This window comes from Longimicrobiaceae bacterium (genome assembly GCA_035696245.1).
GTDB lineage: Bacteria > Gemmatimonadota > Gemmatimonadetes > Longimicrobiales > Longimicrobiaceae > DASRQW01.
The window spans coordinates 1-16,125 of sequence record DASRQW010000243.1 but is presented as its reverse complement, the minus strand read 5'-3'; the positions used below and the strand labels follow the sequence as shown (position 1 = coordinate 16,125).

Sequence of the window (16,125 nt, the reverse complement as noted above, 5' to 3'; positions counted from 1 at the left end):
CGGCGAGAACACATCGGACGCGCGTCGTGCATCCGCGGCGAGGGCCGCCTCGGACGGGCACCGTGTTCGCGGCACGCGCCGGCACGCAGATCCTCCTCGGGCGAACGAGAGATCGGGAGATGCGGGGCGGTGGATGGGCCGCCGTGCATCTCCCGATTGCGTATCCGCCGAACTGCCCCGCACGTCTACGAGCCGCATCCACCGGCCCGCCCGACATCTACCGAGCCGCATCAACCGACCCGTCCGACATCTACCGAAACGCCCGACATCTACCGAACCGATCTCCCCCGACCGACCCGTCGTTCATCTGCCGAAGGCTATTCGCCCCCGCCGATGAGCTCCTGGACGCGGCGGATGAGGGCGTCCGGCGAGAAGGGCTTCTCGATGAGGTTCATGCCGGCCTCCAGCACACCGTGGTGGGCGATGGCGTCGTCGGTGTAGCCGCTGGCGTACAGCACACGCGTCTCGGGCCGCAGCGGCGCGAGGTGCCGGGCCAGCTCGCGCCCGCTCATCCCCGGCATCACCACGTCGGTGAGCATCAGGTCGATGGGCCCGTGGTGGGCGGCGGCCAGGCGCAGCGCCTGCTCGCCGTCGTCGGCTTCGATGACCACGTAGCCGCTGCGGTCCAGCACGCGGTGGATCATGCCGCGCACGGCCGGGTCGTCCTCCACCAGCAGCACCGTGCCCGTGCCGCGCAGTTGCACGCGCGCCGGTGCGGGAACGGCGGGCGCCGCGTCCTCGTTCGCGCGCGGGAGCAGGATGGTGAAGACGGTGCCGCCGCCCGGCCGGCTCTCGGCCCACACGTAGCCGTCGCTCTGCTTGATGATGCCGTACACGGTGGACAGGCCCAGCCCGGTGCCGCGCCCCTGCGGCTTGGTGGTGAAGAACGGCTCGAAGAGGTGCGAGAGCGTGGTCTCGTCCATCCCCGTGCCCGTGTCGGACACGGTGAGACGCACGAACTCGCCGCCACGCACGTAGTACGGGATGCCGGGCGGAGGCGCCTCGCCGATGGCGAGGTTGGCGGTGGCCAGCTCCAGCGTGCCGCCGCCGGGCATGGCGTCGCGGGCGTTCACCACCAGGTTCATGACCACCTGCTCCAGCTGGCCTGGGTCGGCGCGCACGGCGGCCAGCGACGGGTCCAGGCGGGTGCGCAGCCGCACGTCCTCGCCGATGAGGCGGGTGAGCAGGCGCTCCATCTCGGCGACGTGGCGGTTCAGGTCCAGCACCTGGGGCTGCAGCACCTGGCGGCGCGAGAAGGCCAGCAGCTGCCGGGTGAGCGCGGCGGCGCGGCGGCCGGCGGCGCGGATCTCCTCTACGTCGGCGCGCAGCGGGTCCTCGGGCGCCATGTCCATCAGCAGCATCTCGGCGTTGCCGGAGATGGCGGTGAGCAGGTTGTTGAAGTCGTGCGCCACGCCGCCCGCCAGCCGCCCCACGGCCTCCATCTTCTGCGCCTGCCGCAGCTGCTCCTGAAGCTGCCGCTCGCCGGTGACGTCGCGCGCCACGGCGGCGATGCCGGCCACCACGCCGCGCTCGTCCACCAGCGGCGAGACGGTCAGGGAGATGCGCAGCCGCCGGCCGTCGCGGCGCAGGCGCACCGTCTCGTGCTCCACGATGCGCTCGCCCGCCACGGCGCGCGCCCGCAGCGAGTCGGACTCGTCGCGCAGCTCGGGGGGCACCACGCAGTCGATGGAGGTGCCCACGATCTCTGCCGCGGTCCAGCCGTAGATGCGCTCGGCGCCGGCGTTCCAGCTGGTGACGGTGCCGTCGAGCGCCTCGCCGAAGATGGCGTCGGTGCTGGCCTCCACGATGGCGGCCATGCGGCGGGCGGCGGCCTCGGCGCGGTTCCGCTCGGTCGCGTCGCGCACCACGATGCTCACGTTGGGCACGCCGTCGTGCCCCAGGAACTCGGCCGTGGCGATCTCGCCGGGGAAGACGCTGCCGTCGCGGCGGCGCAGCGTGATCTCGCCGCGGAAGCTGCCCGTGCGCTGCCGGTGCGCCATCCCCTCGGCCACGCGCGGGTCGGCCGGGTCGGTGAGCTGCAGCCGGTCGGTGCGCAGCATCTCCTCTTCGGTGTACCCGAAGAGCCGCAGCGCGGCGGGGTTGGCCTGCACGACCGGCCCCGTGGCCAGCGTGAGCAGCACGGCGTCGATGCTGTGGTCGAAGAAGGAGCGGAAGCGCTCCTCGCTCTCGCGGCGCGCGGCCTCGGCCTCGTTGCGCTCGGTGACGTCGCGCGAGTTGATCACCACGCCGCCCACCGCGGGGTTGTCGAGCAGGCTGGTGATCACCGACTCCAGCACGCGCCACTCGCCCGCCGCGTGGCACAGGCGGTACTCCATGCCGTGCGCCGCGCCGGGGTCGGCCATCGCCTCGGCCACCACGCGGCGGGTCGTCTCCAGGTCGTCGGGATGCACCAGGTCGAAGGCGTTGCGGCCCTCCAGGTCGGCGGGGTCGTAGCCGAGGGTGCGCACCGCCGAGCCGGAGACGGAGAGGAGGGTGCCGTCGGGCGCCATCACCGAGATCACGTCGGTGAGGTTCTCCACCAGCGCCCGGAAGCGCTCCTCGCTCTCGCGCAGGGCGGCCTCGGCCCGGCGCCGCTCCGACACCTCGATGTGGCTCACCACCAGCCGCATGGGGCCGGGGCCGGCGAAGTGGGTCACGCGCATCATGAACCAGCGCCGCCCCTCGGGCCCGCCGCACTCGTACTGCGTGCGGAACTCGTCGCGCTCGCCGCGCAGCACTCCGCGGATGCCCGCCGCGGTCTCGGCGCCACAGGCGGCGAGGTAGTCGGCGCCCGCCTCCAGCGGGGCGGTGCCGCCGTCCGACTCGCCGAAGCGCCGCCAGGCGTCGTTCACCTCCAGGATCACGCCGCGCTCGTCGAGGATGGCGATCTGCGAGGCCAGCGCGTCGAGCGTGGAGCGGAGGAAGCGCTGCGACTCCTCGAGCGCCTCGCGGGCCCGGCGCGCCTCGGTGACGTCCTCGATCATCGCCACCATGTGCTGGGGCCGCCCTTCGGCGTCCCGCACGGCCGATGCGGAGAGGCGGCCCCACACGGCGGTGCCGTCGGCCCGCAGGTAGCGCTTCTCCAGCTGGAAGGTGTCGCGCAGGCCCCGCTCCATCTCGCGCACGTACGCGAGGTTGGGCTCCACGTCGTCGGGGTGGGTGAGCCGGATCCACGGCATCCGCGCCAGCTCGGCCGGCTCGCGGCCCACGATGGCGCCGAAGGCGGGGTTCGCCCGCTCGATGCGCCCGTCGAACCCCGAGAGCACGATGCCGACGGCCGAGGTGCGGAAGACGGCGCGGAAGCGCTCCTCGCTCTCGCGCACGGCGCGCTCGGCCAGGCGCTGCTCGGTGACGTCGCGGCCCACGCCCACCACGCCCACCACCGCGCCCGAGGCGTCGGTGAGCGGCGACATGCGGGTCTGGAAGTGCACGGCGCGCCCGCCCAGCCGCGTCTCCCAGTCGTACACGGCGGCCTCGCCCCGCAGCGCCCGGCGCGCGGCGTCCTCGTGCACGCCCGAGGCGTCGGGGCCGAAGTGCTGGCTGATGGGCCTGCCCAGGAAGTGCGCGGGCGTGAGCCCGTAGCGCTGCGGCCACCGCCCGAAGACGCCCACGTGGCGGAGGTCGCGGTCCAGGGTGAAGACCACGTCCTCGAGCGAGCCCGCCAGCGTGCGGAAGCGCTCTTCGCTGGCGGCCAGCGAGGCGTCTGCGCGCTTGAGGGCGGTCACGTCCACCATCACGCCGCGCAGCACGGGGGCGCCGCCGCCGGGGGCGGGCACCGCGCGCACCAGGTCGCGCACCCACACCACGCGCCCGTCGTGCGCCAGCATGCGGTACTCGAACTCGTGGTCCGTCCCCCGCTCGGCGGCCGCGCGCAGGAAGGCGAGGGCGGCGGCGCGGTCCTGCGGGTGGATGTGCGCGGCCCAGAAGCCGGCGTCGGTGAGCCACTCGCGCACGGGGTAGCCCAGCACGGCCTCGGCGTGGTCGCTCACGAAGGTGAAGCGGCCGGTGCCGGAGTCCATCTCCCAGACGATGGCGTCCAGGTCCTGCACGAGCTCCACGAACCGGCGCTGCACGGCCTCGGCCTGGGCGCGGGCGGCCTGCTCCCCGGCCAGCTCTCGGGAGGCGGCCTCGGAGCGCACGCGCTCGGCGGCCAGGCCCAGCACCGAGGCGGCGGCCTCTAGGAACGGCCCGTCGCCGTCCGCGAACGCGCCGGGGGTGCGCGAGCACGCCACCAGCACGCCCGCCGGCCCGCCGCGCCCCGGCACGGGCACGGCCACGCAGGCGCGGGCGCCGCGCTCGGCGAACGGGGTCGGCGCCGGTGTCTGGTCGTCCCACTCCTGCACGGCGAGGGCACCCGACGCCAGCACGCGGAACAGGGCGCCGCCGTCGTCCGGGAGAGTAAGCGAGCCGGGGTCGCCGCCCGGCCAGCCGTCGCCGGCGCGCAGCAGCATGCCTCCGCCCGGCAGCGGCTCGAACAGGCCCGTGAAGTCCGCGTCCAACGCGCGGCGCAGCTCGCCCAGAGCGCGGTCAACCAGGGCGCCGGGGTCGTCGGCCGCCACGGCGGCGCGGCCCAGCTCGGCGAGCGAGCCTTCCCGCGCGGCGCGGCGGGCCAGCTCGCGCTGCTGCCGCATGCGCTCCACCGCGTAGCGGATGGCGCGGCCCAGCATGGCGGGCGTCGCCTCGGCCTTGGGCACGAGGTCATGCGCGCCTTCGCGCGCGGCCAGCAGCGCGGCCTCGCCGCCGGGCGCGCCGGAGAGCACCACCACGGGCACGTGCGGGGCGGCGGCGGCCATGGCGCGCACCGCATCCGGCCCGGCCGAGCCCGGCAGGTCCAGGTCCAGCAGCACGCAGTCGGCCTCACCGCCGCGCACGGCCTCCAGCGCTTCGGGGAGCGTGCAGGCGCGCCACGCGAAGCCGCTCTCGGGGAGCGTGGGTTGATGGCGCAGCGAGGCCGTCGGCAGGTCGCCGGCTTCCAGCGAGAGCACGCGGAGAGGAGCGGTCACGGGAGCGCTCCCGGCCGGGGGAGCGATGGACGGCACTGAGATGAGACGTTCGGAGAGATGCGGGGCACGACGCACGCCGGCCGGCGGGTGCGCTTCGGAGCACGCGACGATGCCGGACACGGGGTGATACGACGCGGCAAACGTTTGCGGGATTCGTTCCAGCGCGGCGGGCCGTCCCGGCGCCCGCATTCGCCGGAGCGCAGCCCGGCCGCCCGTGCGCGTCTGACTGCCGCTCGCCTGCCGTCGCGCATCTCGGACCTCCGGATCGGCCGTCGCCTATCTATGATTCTTTCAACATCTTACATGCCATGCCGGGCCTCGGCGGCGGCGCGGCGACCTCGCTTCCCGCGATCCGCCGCGGTGCCCGAGGCGGATCCTGCCGCCCCTCGCCTCGCGTTCGAAAGCGCTTCGCTGCGCCGGGCGCTCGACTGCCGGGAAGCATCCGGTTTCCATCCACTGCAAAGATTCCGGACAGCGCCCGCGGCCCCGCATCCCCCCGTCGATCGCCCGATCCCGCCCGGCTCCGCATCCTCCGATTGCATCTCACGACCGCCGTTCCCGCTACGGCGTCCACTCCGCATCGATTGATCCGAACGGCACTTGCGGGCTATGCGCGCCAGCCCGCGCCGGAGAGGCGGCGGTCCAGGTCGAAGGCGGCGCTGATGAGCGCCAGGTGCGTGAACGCCTGCGGGAAGTTGCCCAGCTGCTCGCCGCTGGCACCCAGCTCCTCGGCATACAGGCCCAGGTGGTTGGAATAGCCCAGCATCTTCTCGAAGAGGAAGCGCGCCTGCTGCACGTCGCCCGAGCGCGACAGGCACTCCACGTACCAGAACGAGCAGATGGAGAAGGTGCCCTCGCCCTCGGCGAATCCGTCCGGCGCCGCGTCGCCCGGGCGGTAGCGGAAGACGAGCGAGTCGTCCAGCAGGTCACGGCCCACGGCGCGCAGCGTGGAGAGCCAGCGCGGGTCGGTGGGGCTCACGAAGCGCAGCAGCGGCATGAGCAGCACCGACGCGTCTACCGCGGCGCCGCCGCGGTGCTGCACGAAGGCGCCCAGGCCGGGGTCCCAGAAGCCCTCCCACACGTCGCGGTAGATCTCGTCGCGCACCGAGAGCCAGCGCACCAGCGGCGCGGGCAGCGAGCGGCGCTGGGCCAGGCGCACGGCGCGGTCCACCGCCACCCAGCACAGCACGCGCGAGTGCAGGAACTCGCGCTTGCCGCCGCGCACCTCCCAGATGCCCTCGTCGGGCGTGCGCCAGTTGTCGCACACCCAGTCCACCAGCCGCGTGAGGTTGGCCCAGAAGTCGTGCGAGACGGGGGCGCCGTACTTGTCGTACAGGTACACGGCGTCCATCAGCGCACCGTAGATGTCCAGCTGAAGCTGCGGGTACGCCGCGTTGCCTATGCGCACCGGCCGCGAGCCGCGGTAGCCGGCCAAGTGGTCCAGCTCCGTCTCGGGCAGCTCGTGGCGCCCGTCGATGCCGTACACCGCCTGGAGAGGGTGCGACTCGCCCGGCTCCCACTCCGCGCACCGCTGCTCGATCCAGGCGATGAAGTCGCCCGTCTCGTCGGTGAAGCCCAGGCGGATGAGGGCGTAGAGCGTGAACGCGGCGTCGCGGATCCACGTGTAGCGGTAGTCCCAGTTGCGCACGCCGCCCACGCGCTCCGGCAGCCCGAAGGTAGGCGCGGCGATCAGCGAGCCGTGCCGCCGCGAGGTGAGCAGCTTCAGCACCAGGGCCGAGCGGTGCACCTCGTCGCGCCAGCGGCCCTGGTACGTGGACTTGCCGATCCACTCCCTCCAGAAGTTGACCGTCTCCTTGAACGCCGCGGCCACGTAGCCTTCGGCCTCCGCGGGCGAGGGGGCGCCGGTACGCGCGCGCTCCAGCACGAACGACGCGCTCTCTCCCGCGCGTAGCTCGAACTCCGCGAACACGTCCGCACCGTCGGCCGCGAGGGGGACGGTGGAGAGGAGGCGCACGGTCTTGAAGCCCGGCGCGTCCGGCACGAACAGCGCGTTCCCGCCGTACACCTCCACCCGGTGGGTGCCGCGCGCGTAGTCGAAGCGCGGCGCGCAGCGCATGCGGAAGCGCATGGTGCCGCGCACGGCCTTGGCGCGCCGGACCACGCGGTGCGCGGCTCCGTCGCCGTTCACGGGCATGAAGTCCGACACCTCGCCCACGCCGTGCGGCGAGAGGAAGCGCGTGAGCAGCACGTTCGTGTCCGGCAGGTACATCTGCTTGCGCCGCACGTCGTCCAGCACGGGCGCGAGCGCGAAGCTGCCGCCCTTGCCCTCGTCCAGCAGCGCGGCGAAAAGCGTGGGCGAGTCGAACCGCGGGGCGCACATGTAGTCGATGGTGCCGTCCAGCGATACCAGCGCCACCGTGTTCAGGTCGCCGATGACGCCGTGCTCCTCGATGGCCGCCACGCTCACGCGCGCCCTCCGACGGCGACGGCAGAGACCGGCCGCGACCGCCTCGCCCCTTCCCGGCTTCCCGCCTTCTCCCGGCCAGCGCGCACGTGCATCGCCCGTCCTCCGCTTCACGCGTTTCCGTCGCGCACGCTCTCCGCGACCGCGAGGCAACGGCGCAACCGCAACACCGGGGCCGGTGCACCGGGCGCGCCGCGCGGGAACGGACGACGGAGATCCGGGGGATGGAGATGCCGGGCCCGTGCGCATCTTCGGAAGCATCTTTTCGGACACGATTGCGCGTGATGGCGCGGCGGCGTACACTCGAAACATCCCCCGCATATGCCAACACCTTACCGGGAGCAACCCATGCTGAAGCTTTCCATCGAGGACCTGAACGTCGCCACGTTCGAGCCGTCGGGCACGCCGGAGACGGCCGCGGTGGCGGTCTCGCTCGTGCGCCCCTGCGTGACGAACACCGCCATGGACTGCACCTACGGCTGCTCCATTGCCGACACCTGCCCGCAGCGCTGCATCAATCCCCTGCCGTAAGCCACCCGGATTCGGCGTCGGCCCCGCGTCGACGAGCGAGTTGCCGTCGACCGTTCGGGTGATGACGATCAGGTTGTCGGATGATGCGAACGAGGGAAGATGCGGGGCCGGGCTCATCGCGAGCCCGGGCCGCAACGTCGGTGTGCTTTCGTTAGCGGACAGAATTGCGCATTACCCGTACGCCCACATAAGTTTCCTCCTCTTCCCAACAATCCTCACGAGACTCCCCGGAGGCGCAGATGATGAAGCTTACTGTAGAGGACCTTACCGTCACGTCGTTCGAGGTGAGCGCTGCGGCGCTCGTCCCGCAGCCGTCGCTCATCGGCCCCTGCTACCCGACCGACCCCAACGCCGAGTGCACGTTCGGCTGCTCGCACGACACCCGCTGCCCCGACCGCTGCATCATCATCGTGCCGTGAAGGTGCACGGCGGTACGAGGTGACCGCCGGCTCCGTCTCTCCGCACGAGGGGCGGCGGACGGGGGGCCGGACTCGCGCGAGCCCGGTCCCCGTCGCGTAGGACGATGACGTGGCGGCGCGGGAGATACGCGGCGGCGGACGAAGCGGCGGACGGAACACCGCACGGGCCCGCGGCTTGCGCGGGGCTTTTCACCCGCACGGCCGCGGTTAGATTGGCCCAGGCCCCGCCCGGCGCACGCCGCCGGCGTGACGCCACGCCGCTCTCCCGAAGCCAGACCATGCCCGCTGCCGCCCCGCCCCCACCCAAGCCCGCCGCGCCGCCGCAGCCGCCGCGCCCTGCGGCGCTGCGGTACGGCTTCGCGCTGCTCACGACCGCGGTCGCCCTGGCCGTGTCGCTCCTGCTGCGGACGTACATCACCCCCACGCTGTTCATCTTCTTCTTCGCCTCGGTCATCGTCGCCGCGTGGTACGGTGGCCGGGGCCCATCGCTGCTGGCCACGGCGCTCACCGTGCCGCTCGCCAACTACTTCCTGCTCGAGCCCCGCTCGTCGTTCGCGCTGCACCCTTCGGACGTGGCGCGGCTCGCGGCGTTCGCGGCGGTGGCGCTGCTCATCAGCGCCATGCGCGGCTCGCTGGACCGCGCACTCGCCGCGGCCGACGCACGGGCCCGCGAGGCCCGCGGCATGGCCGAGCAGCTCGAGGACCAGACGGCCGAGCTGGAGCAGCAGATCGACGCCACACAACTGATGGCGGCCGAGCTGGAGCAGTCCAACGAGGCACTCTACGAGGCCTCCGCACAGGTGGAGGCCGCACGCGAGCGTGCCGACGGCGCGCGCGCCGCGGTGGAGGACGTGTTCGAGAGCATCACCGACGCCTTCTTCGCGGTCGACGCGGCGTTCCGCTTCACCTACGTGAACCGCCGCGCCGAGCAGGTGGTGGGGCGCCCGCGGGGCGAGCTGCTGGGCCGCAGCCTGTGGGACGAGTTCCCCACGCTGGTGGGCACCGGCTACGAGACGCGGCTGCGGGCGGCACTCGAACGGCGCGAGCCGGCGCACTTCGAGGCGTTCGAGCGGGGGCTGGGCATCTGGACGGAGATGCACGCCTACCCCACGTCGGCCGGGCTCGCCATCTACTACCAGGACGTCACCGCACGCCACCGCGCGCAGGAGGAGCTGCGGCGCAGCGAGGAGCGCTACCGCTCGCTGGTGGAGGCCAGCACGCACATGGTGTGGAGCACCGACGGCCGTGGCGAGGTGGACGACATGCCCTTCTGGCGCGAGCTCACCGGGCAGACGCCGGAAGAGGTGCGCGGCTCCGGCTGGCTCGACGCGCTGCACCCCGAAGACCGGCCGCGGGTGGAGGAGGTGTGGCGCGGCTCGCACGCCAGGCGGGCGCCGTACGAGGCGCACTACCGGCTGCGCATGCGCGACGGCTCGTACCGGTGGTACGCCGCCCGCGGCGTGCCGGTGCTGGACGGCGGGGGCGGCATCCGCGAGTGGGTGGGCACCTTCAACGACGTGCACGCCCTGCGCGAGGCCGAGGCCGAGCGCGACCGCCTTCTTGCGCAGGAGCAGGCCGCCCGCCGCGACGCCGAGGCCGCCGCCGCGCGCCTGGAGTTCCTGGCCCGCGCCGGCTCCGAGATGGGCGCCTCGCTGGACCCGCAGGCCACGCTGGAGACGGTGGCGCGCCTGGCCGTGCCCCGCCTGGGCGACTGGTGCTTCGTGGAGATGGTGGACGACGACGGCCGCATCCGCCCCGTGGCCGTGGCCCACGACGACCCGGCCCAGGTGCGGCTGGCGTGGGAGTCCATGCAGCGCTGGCCCATCGACCCCGACGCGCCCATGGGCACCGCGCAGGTCCTGCGCACGGGCCGGCCCGAGCTGGTGCCCGGCATCCCGCCGGGCGCCTTCGCCTCCGTGGCCCGGGACCCCGAGCACCTTCGCGTGCTGGAGCGCATCGGCTTCCGCTCGTACGTGTCCGTGCCCCTGGCCGTCGGCGGGCGCACGGCCGGCGTCCTCTCGTTCGCCTCCACCAGCGAGGACCGCACGTACGGCGAGGCCGACCTGGTGCTGGCCGAAGAGGTCGCCCGGCGCGCCTCGGTGGCGCTGGAGAACGCCCGGCTCTTCCAGGCCGAGCAGCGCGCCCGCGCCGACGCCCAGGCCGCCGCCGAGCGCGCCGCCTTCCTGAACCGCACCGGCGAGCTGCTGGCGTCGTCGCTCGACTACCACGACACCCTGGCCAGCGTGGCGCGCCTGACCGTGCCGCGCGTGGCCGACTGGTGCTCGGTGGACGTGGTGGACGAGGACGGCGCGCTGCGCCAGCTGGCCGTGGCCCACGTGGACCCGCACAAGGTGCGCTGGGCGCGCGAGCTGCGCGACCGCTACCCGGTGGACATGTCCGCCCCCCACGGCCTGCCCGAGGTGCTGCGCGACGGCCGCGCGCAGCTCTATCCGCAGATCACCGACGAGATGCTGGCCGGCGCCGCGCGCGACGAACAGCACCTGGCGGTGATGCGCGAGGTGGGCTTCACCTCGGCCATGCTGGTGCCCCTCGTGTCCCGCGGCGCCGTGCTGGGCGTCGTCACCTTCGTCACCGCCGAGTCCGGCCGCCGCTTCGGCGAGGCCGACCTGGCGCTGGCCGAAGAGCTCGCCCGCCGCGCCGCCGTGGCCGTCGACAACGCCCGCCTCCTGCGCCGCGCCGAGGCCGCGCGCGCCGAGGCCGAGGCCGCCAACCGGGCCAAGTCCGACTTCCTGGCCACCATGAGCCACGAGATCCGCACCCCCATCAACGCCATCATCGGCTACGGGCAGCTGCTGGAGATGGGGCTCGCGGGGCCGGTCAACGAGGCGCAGCGGGCGCAGATCGGGCGGATGCTGGGCAGCGCCGGGCACCTGCTGGGCATCGTCAACGACGTGCTGGACCTGGCGAAGGTGGAGGCGGGGCGGATGACGGCCGCGCGGGAGACGGGCAGCGCCGCGCGCGTGGTGGACGCCGCGCTCGCCCTGGTGCGCCCGCAGGCCGAGGCGAAGGGCGTGCGCCTGGGAGAGACGTGCACGGGCGACCCCGCGCTGTACCTGGGCGACACCCAGCACGTGCAGCAGGTCGTCGCCAACCTCCTCTCCAACGCCGTGAAGTTCACGCCCCCCGGCGGCAGCGTCACCGCCGAGTGCCGCACCCTGGCCGAGGTCCCCGCGGGGGCGGCCGCCACGGCGCCGGGGCCCTGGACGTGCATCACCGTGACCGACACCGGCATCGGCATCCCCGCCGCGAAGCAGGCCGAGATCTTCGAGCCCTTCGTGCAGGCCGACACCGGGCACACCCGCAGCGCCAGCGGCACGGGCCTGGGCCTGGCCATCAGCCGCAGGCTGGCGCGGCTCATGGGCGGCGACGTGTGGGTCGAGAGCGAGCCCGGCCAGGGCTCGCGCTTCACGCTGTGCATCCCCGCCACGCCGCACCCCGCGGGCGGCGGCGAGGAAGAGGGAGAGCAAGGATGAAGACCCCCGGCGGCCTTCCGCGCCGCGACCCCGGCGCGGCCTGAACGATGGCCCACCGCGAGTTCACCGCGTCCGACGGCACGGTGTGGCAGGCGTGGGACGTGGTCCCCGGCAAGACGCTGGGCTTCCGCACGCACATGACCGCGCCGGAGCTGTCCGGCGGCTGGCTCTGCTTCCAGTGCGACGCCGAGAAGCGCCGCCTGGCCCCCATCCCCGAAGGCTGGGACACCCACCCCGACGACGACCTGGAGGGCCACCTCTCCCGCGCCGGCATCGTCGCCCCCCGCCCCGCCGCCGGCTGACCTACACGCGCCATCTCCAGGCCGGAAAATCGATCGGCCGACGGCATCTCCCGCGGCTTTTTCTCTCGACATTCGGGCGGTTTCGCTGCTGAAAAGGTGCCCCCTCCCCCGGCCCCTCCCCCGCGAGCGGGAGAGGGGAGAACTGCTTGTTGGCGCGCAGTTTAGATCGGATTTGGGGATGTACCTCCGCCGGGCTTCGCATCTCCATCCCCTCCTGCTAAATCGTGCGCCAACCCTGCCCCAGCCGTGGACCAGGCTCCCCTCCCCCAGGCAGTTTTGGGGGAGGGGCTGGGGGAGGGGGCCTCCACGCCACCCACGGATTGGCCGGCAACGCTCCTGTTACGCATCCGTCCGAACCGGCGGACGCGGCGCGGGTATACGCTCGCCCGATCCACACCGACACGCTGGCGCGCCCCGGCTGAATAGGGAAAAGATGACGTTCCGGGCGAGATAGGCGTCATCCCGTCAACAGGGCTTCTTCGGCACGGCGCGGTGAGGTGACCGGGAGCTTGGATGGGCACGAAGGCGGGAACTGGCGTTTTCTCGCAAACGTTCTAAATTCATAGGCTGTCTTCCTCTGCGTTGCTCCGCGCTCTCCGGCGGAGCTGGTTTCCTACCCAAAAACCATCCGCTGCGCGGGCTACTCGTCGCGGCGTCAACAGACCTCCGTGCGTGGGCGCTCCGGCGCGCGCGGCACCCGCTTTCGGCAAGGGCGATGAGCCAGACCATCCTGGTGGTAGAAGACAACGAGGACAACCGCACCATCTACCGGACGCTCCTGGAGCACTTCGGCTACACGGTGCTGGAGGCGGTGGACGGCGAGGAGGGCGCGCGCCTGGCCGAGGCCCACCAGCCCGCCCTGGTGCTGATGGACCTCTCCATGCCCCGGCTGGACGGCTACGGCGCGCTGGAGCGCATCCGCGCGTCCACCCTCACCTCGGCCGTGCCGGTGCTGGCGCTCACCGCGCACGCAATGGAGGCCGACCGCGAGCGCGCCACCGCCGCGGGTTTCGACGGCTATCTCGCCAAGCCCATCGAGCCCCGCCTGGTGCTGGCCGAGGTGCAGCGCATCGTGGGCCCCGCCGTCCCCGTCGGCTGAGCCCCGCACGCGCGGCGCCTCCCCGGGGCCCGCACCGCATCTCCCGAACGCCCTCCCCGACCGGCTCGGCCGCATCCTTCCCGCGGCGAACGAGCTCCAGACCCACCTCTTGATGGACCTGAACCGGGCTTTCCGCATGGAAAGCCCGCGGGGCCCGCGCGTCAGCCGACGGAGTACGCACGGCCATGCACCCGCGACCGCTGCGATGCGGAGGCGAGTGCATGGCACCGACCGATGGTCCACCGCATCTGCTTGTACGACAACGCGTTGGATGCGCATCGGCGCCGGGCGGTGCCGGACTTGCAGGGGCTGCGTGTTCCCGGTCTCCCCGCCACCCGGCGGGGAGGCACCGGCGCGCATTCCCGGAACCACGAGCGATGACGACCCAGGTCCAGCCGGACGCACTGCCCCGCGACCCGCTCCCCGCCGGCGGCCTCGACCCCGCCGACCTGCTGGACGCGGTGGAGCAGGCCGTGGTGGCCACCGACGCCCAGGGGCGGATCACCTTCTGGAACCGCCACGCCGAGCGCCTGTACGGCTGGAGCGCCGCCGAGGTGCTGGGCCGCGACGTGCTGGACGTGACCCCCGGCGAGTTCGCGCGTGGACAGGCCGAGGAGATCATGGACCGCCTGCGGCACGGGCTGCGCTGGTCCGGCGAGTTCCCGGTGCGCCGCCGCGACGGCAGCACCTTCCCCGCGCGCGTCACCGACACGCCGGTGATGGATGAGTCCGGCGCGCTGGTGGGCATCGTGGGCGTCTCGGTCGACGTGACCGAGCGCGAGGAGCTGAAGGACGAGCGCGACGAGGCGCTGGCGGAGACCGACGCCGAGCGGCTGCGGCTGCGCAGCATCTTCCAGCACGCGCCCGCGCTCATCGCGGTGCTCCGCGGCCCGCGGCACGTGGTGGAGTTCGCCAACCCCGCGTACCGCCGCCTCGCCGGGGGACGCGAGCTGGCCGGCCTGCCCATCCGCGAGGCGCTGCCGGAGCTGGAGGGGCAGGGCCTGTTCGAGCTGCTGGACCGCGTGTACGCCGGCGGCCGGCCGGTGACGGGAACCGAGAAGCCCGTGCTGTTCGGGCCCGGCGGGGGCGGAGGCCTGGAGGAGGCCGTGTTCGACTTCGTCTACCAGCCGCTCTTCGACTCGGCCGGCACGGTGGACGGGGTGCTGGTGCACGCCGTGGAGGTCACCGGCCAGGTGCGCGCCCGCCGCCAGGCCGAGGCCGCCACCGCCGAGGCCGAGGCCGCCCGCCGCGCCGCCGAGAGCGCCAACCTGGCCAAGAGCCAGTTCCTGGCGAACATGAGCCACGAGATCCGCACGCCCATCAACGCCGTCATCGGCTACACCGACCTGCTGGAGATGGGGCTGGGCGGCCCGGTGAGCGAGGCGCAGCACGCCTACCTTCAGCGCGTGCGGTCCAGCAGCCGGCACCTGCTGGGCCTGGTGAACGAGATCCTGGACTTCGCCAAGATCGAGGCGGGCCAGGTGGAGGTGGACAGCGACCCCGTGCCGCTGCTCCCCGCCGTGCGCTCCGCCCTCTCGCTCGTCGCCACGCAGGCCGCCGAGCGCGGCGTGCGCCTGGAGGAGCGCGTGGAGTGCCTGCCCGGAGCAGCCTTCTGCGGCGACGAGGACCGCGTGCGGCAGATCCTGGCGAACCTGCTCTCCAACGCCGTCAAGTTCACCGAGCCCGGCGGCGAGGTGGTCGTCACCTGCGGGCTGGAGGCGCACCCGGTAGACGCGCAGGCCCGCGGCGAGGGACCCTGGGTCTCCGTCACCGTGGCCGACAGCGGCATCGGCATCCCGGCGGTGAAGCTGGGCGCCATCTTCGACCCGTTCGTGCAGGTGGAGAGCGGCTACACCCGCAGCAGCGGCGGCACCGGGCTGGGGCTCACCATCAGCCGGCGGCTGTCGCGGCTCATGGGCGGCGACCTGACCGTGAGCAGCGAGGAGGGGCGTGGCTCGCGCTTCTGCCTGTACCTGCCGCTCAGCCGCGCGCCGGGCGAGTCCGCCACCACCGCCTTCCGGCCGCGCCAGGTGCCGGGGCTGGCGGACGTGGGCTACCTGCTGGCCCGCTGCGCCGACACGCTCACGCACCGCGTGGGCGACCGCCTGCGCGACGACCCGGCCATCCCGGCGGGCGCCGAGCTGGACCGCGCGCAGCTCGAGGACCACACCTCCACCTTCCTCGTGGACATCGGCCTGTCGCTGGTCACGCTCGACGAAGGCGGCGGCGAGCCCGAGCTGATGCAGGACGGCAACGACATCCAGAAGGTCATCTCCGAACGCCACGGCGCCCAGCGCTCGCGCCTGGGCTGGGACGACGACGCGCTCCGGCGCGAGTTCGGCATCCTGCGCGAAGAGGTGGAGGCCCTCGTCCACCGCGAGACCGGGTCGCGCGACCTGGACGAAGGCGGCACGGCCGACGTGGCGGCCGCCCTCGACGTCGCGCTCACCCTCCTGCGCCAGGCCGAGCGCATCAGCCTGCGCGGCATGCGGATGCACCGCGCCGGCCTCGCCATCGCGCAGCCCGAGGTCTCGTAGCACCGCCGGCACCAGGCGCTCAACCCGTCATCTCCCAACGAGATGCGGCGCCGCACGCCGCGGTGGGGTGCGATTCATCGCATCCGGAATGCTTCCCCCGAGCAACCGTCCCGATCCAGCGATGCATTCTCTTTAGCACGACCGGAGATGCGGGCGCGGACGTTTTCTACAAGACGCACTCGGGAGATGCGGTTTCGGAGATGTCGATCGGACGTGCGTCGGTCCGATCCGGCGTGGGAGATGCGGCTCGGCCGACGCGATTCGGACGATGCGCGGCGATGATTGGGATGCGCACACGAGAGCGGGGTGGGCGGC

8 protein-coding genes are annotated in these 16,125 nt (G+C 73.4%); 6 read left to right on the top strand and 2 right to left on the bottom strand.

What is annotated here, in order from left to right; all coding sequences use genetic code 11:
* Positions 1-317: 317 nt before the first annotated feature.
* Complete coding sequence (locus tag VFE05_11615) at positions 318-5,003, bottom strand: PAS domain S-box protein (GenBank protein ID HET6230708.1); 4,686 nt, start codon at positions 5,001-5,003, stop codon at positions 318-320.
* 607 nt (positions 5,004-5,610) lie between these two features.
* Positions 5,611-7,431 carry a glycoside hydrolase family 15 protein gene (locus VFE05_11610; protein HET6230707.1) on the bottom strand — a complete coding sequence of 607 codons (1,821 nt, stop codon included), beginning with the start codon at positions 7,429-7,431 and terminating at the stop codon, positions 5,611-5,613.
* A 345-nt stretch (positions 7,432-7,776) separates the two neighbouring features.
* Here VFE05_11610 and VFE05_11605 point away from each other — a divergent pair, with 345 nt between their 5' ends.
* The 6 genes from VFE05_11605 (at position 7,777) to VFE05_11580 (ending at position 15,810) form a co-directional block, all read left to right on the top strand.
* Positions 7,777-7,959 (top strand): hypothetical protein, encoded by a 183-nt coding sequence (locus VFE05_11605; protein HET6230706.1) that lies wholly within the window; start codon positions 7,777-7,779, stop codon positions 7,957-7,959.
* A gap of 239 nt (positions 7,960-8,198) precedes the next feature.
* A complete protein-coding gene (locus tag VFE05_11600) occupies positions 8,199-8,378 on the top strand; it encodes a hypothetical protein (GenBank protein ID HET6230705.1) in 180 nt (59 codons plus the stop codon).
* 278 nt (positions 8,379-8,656) lie between these two features.
* A complete protein-coding gene (locus VFE05_11595; protein HET6230704.1) occupies positions 8,657-11,872 on the top strand; it encodes an ATP-binding protein in 3,216 nt (1,071 codons plus the stop codon).
* Positions 11,873-11,919: 47 nt separating this feature from the next.
* On the top strand, positions 11,920-12,174 hold the full coding sequence (locus VFE05_11590; protein ID HET6230703.1) for a hypothetical protein: 255 nt from the start codon (positions 11,920-11,922) through the stop codon (positions 12,172-12,174).
* Positions 12,175-12,889: 715 nt separating this feature from the next.
* Positions 12,890-13,273, top strand: a complete 384-nt coding sequence (locus tag VFE05_11585; protein HET6230702.1) for a response regulator — start codon at positions 12,890-12,892, stop codon at positions 13,271-13,273.
* A gap of 377 nt (positions 13,274-13,650) precedes the next feature.
* On the top strand, positions 13,651-15,810 hold the full coding sequence (locus VFE05_11580) for an ATP-binding protein (protein ID HET6230701.1): 2,160 nt from the start codon (positions 13,651-13,653) through the stop codon (positions 15,808-15,810).
* Positions 15,811-16,125 lie beyond the last annotated feature (315 nt).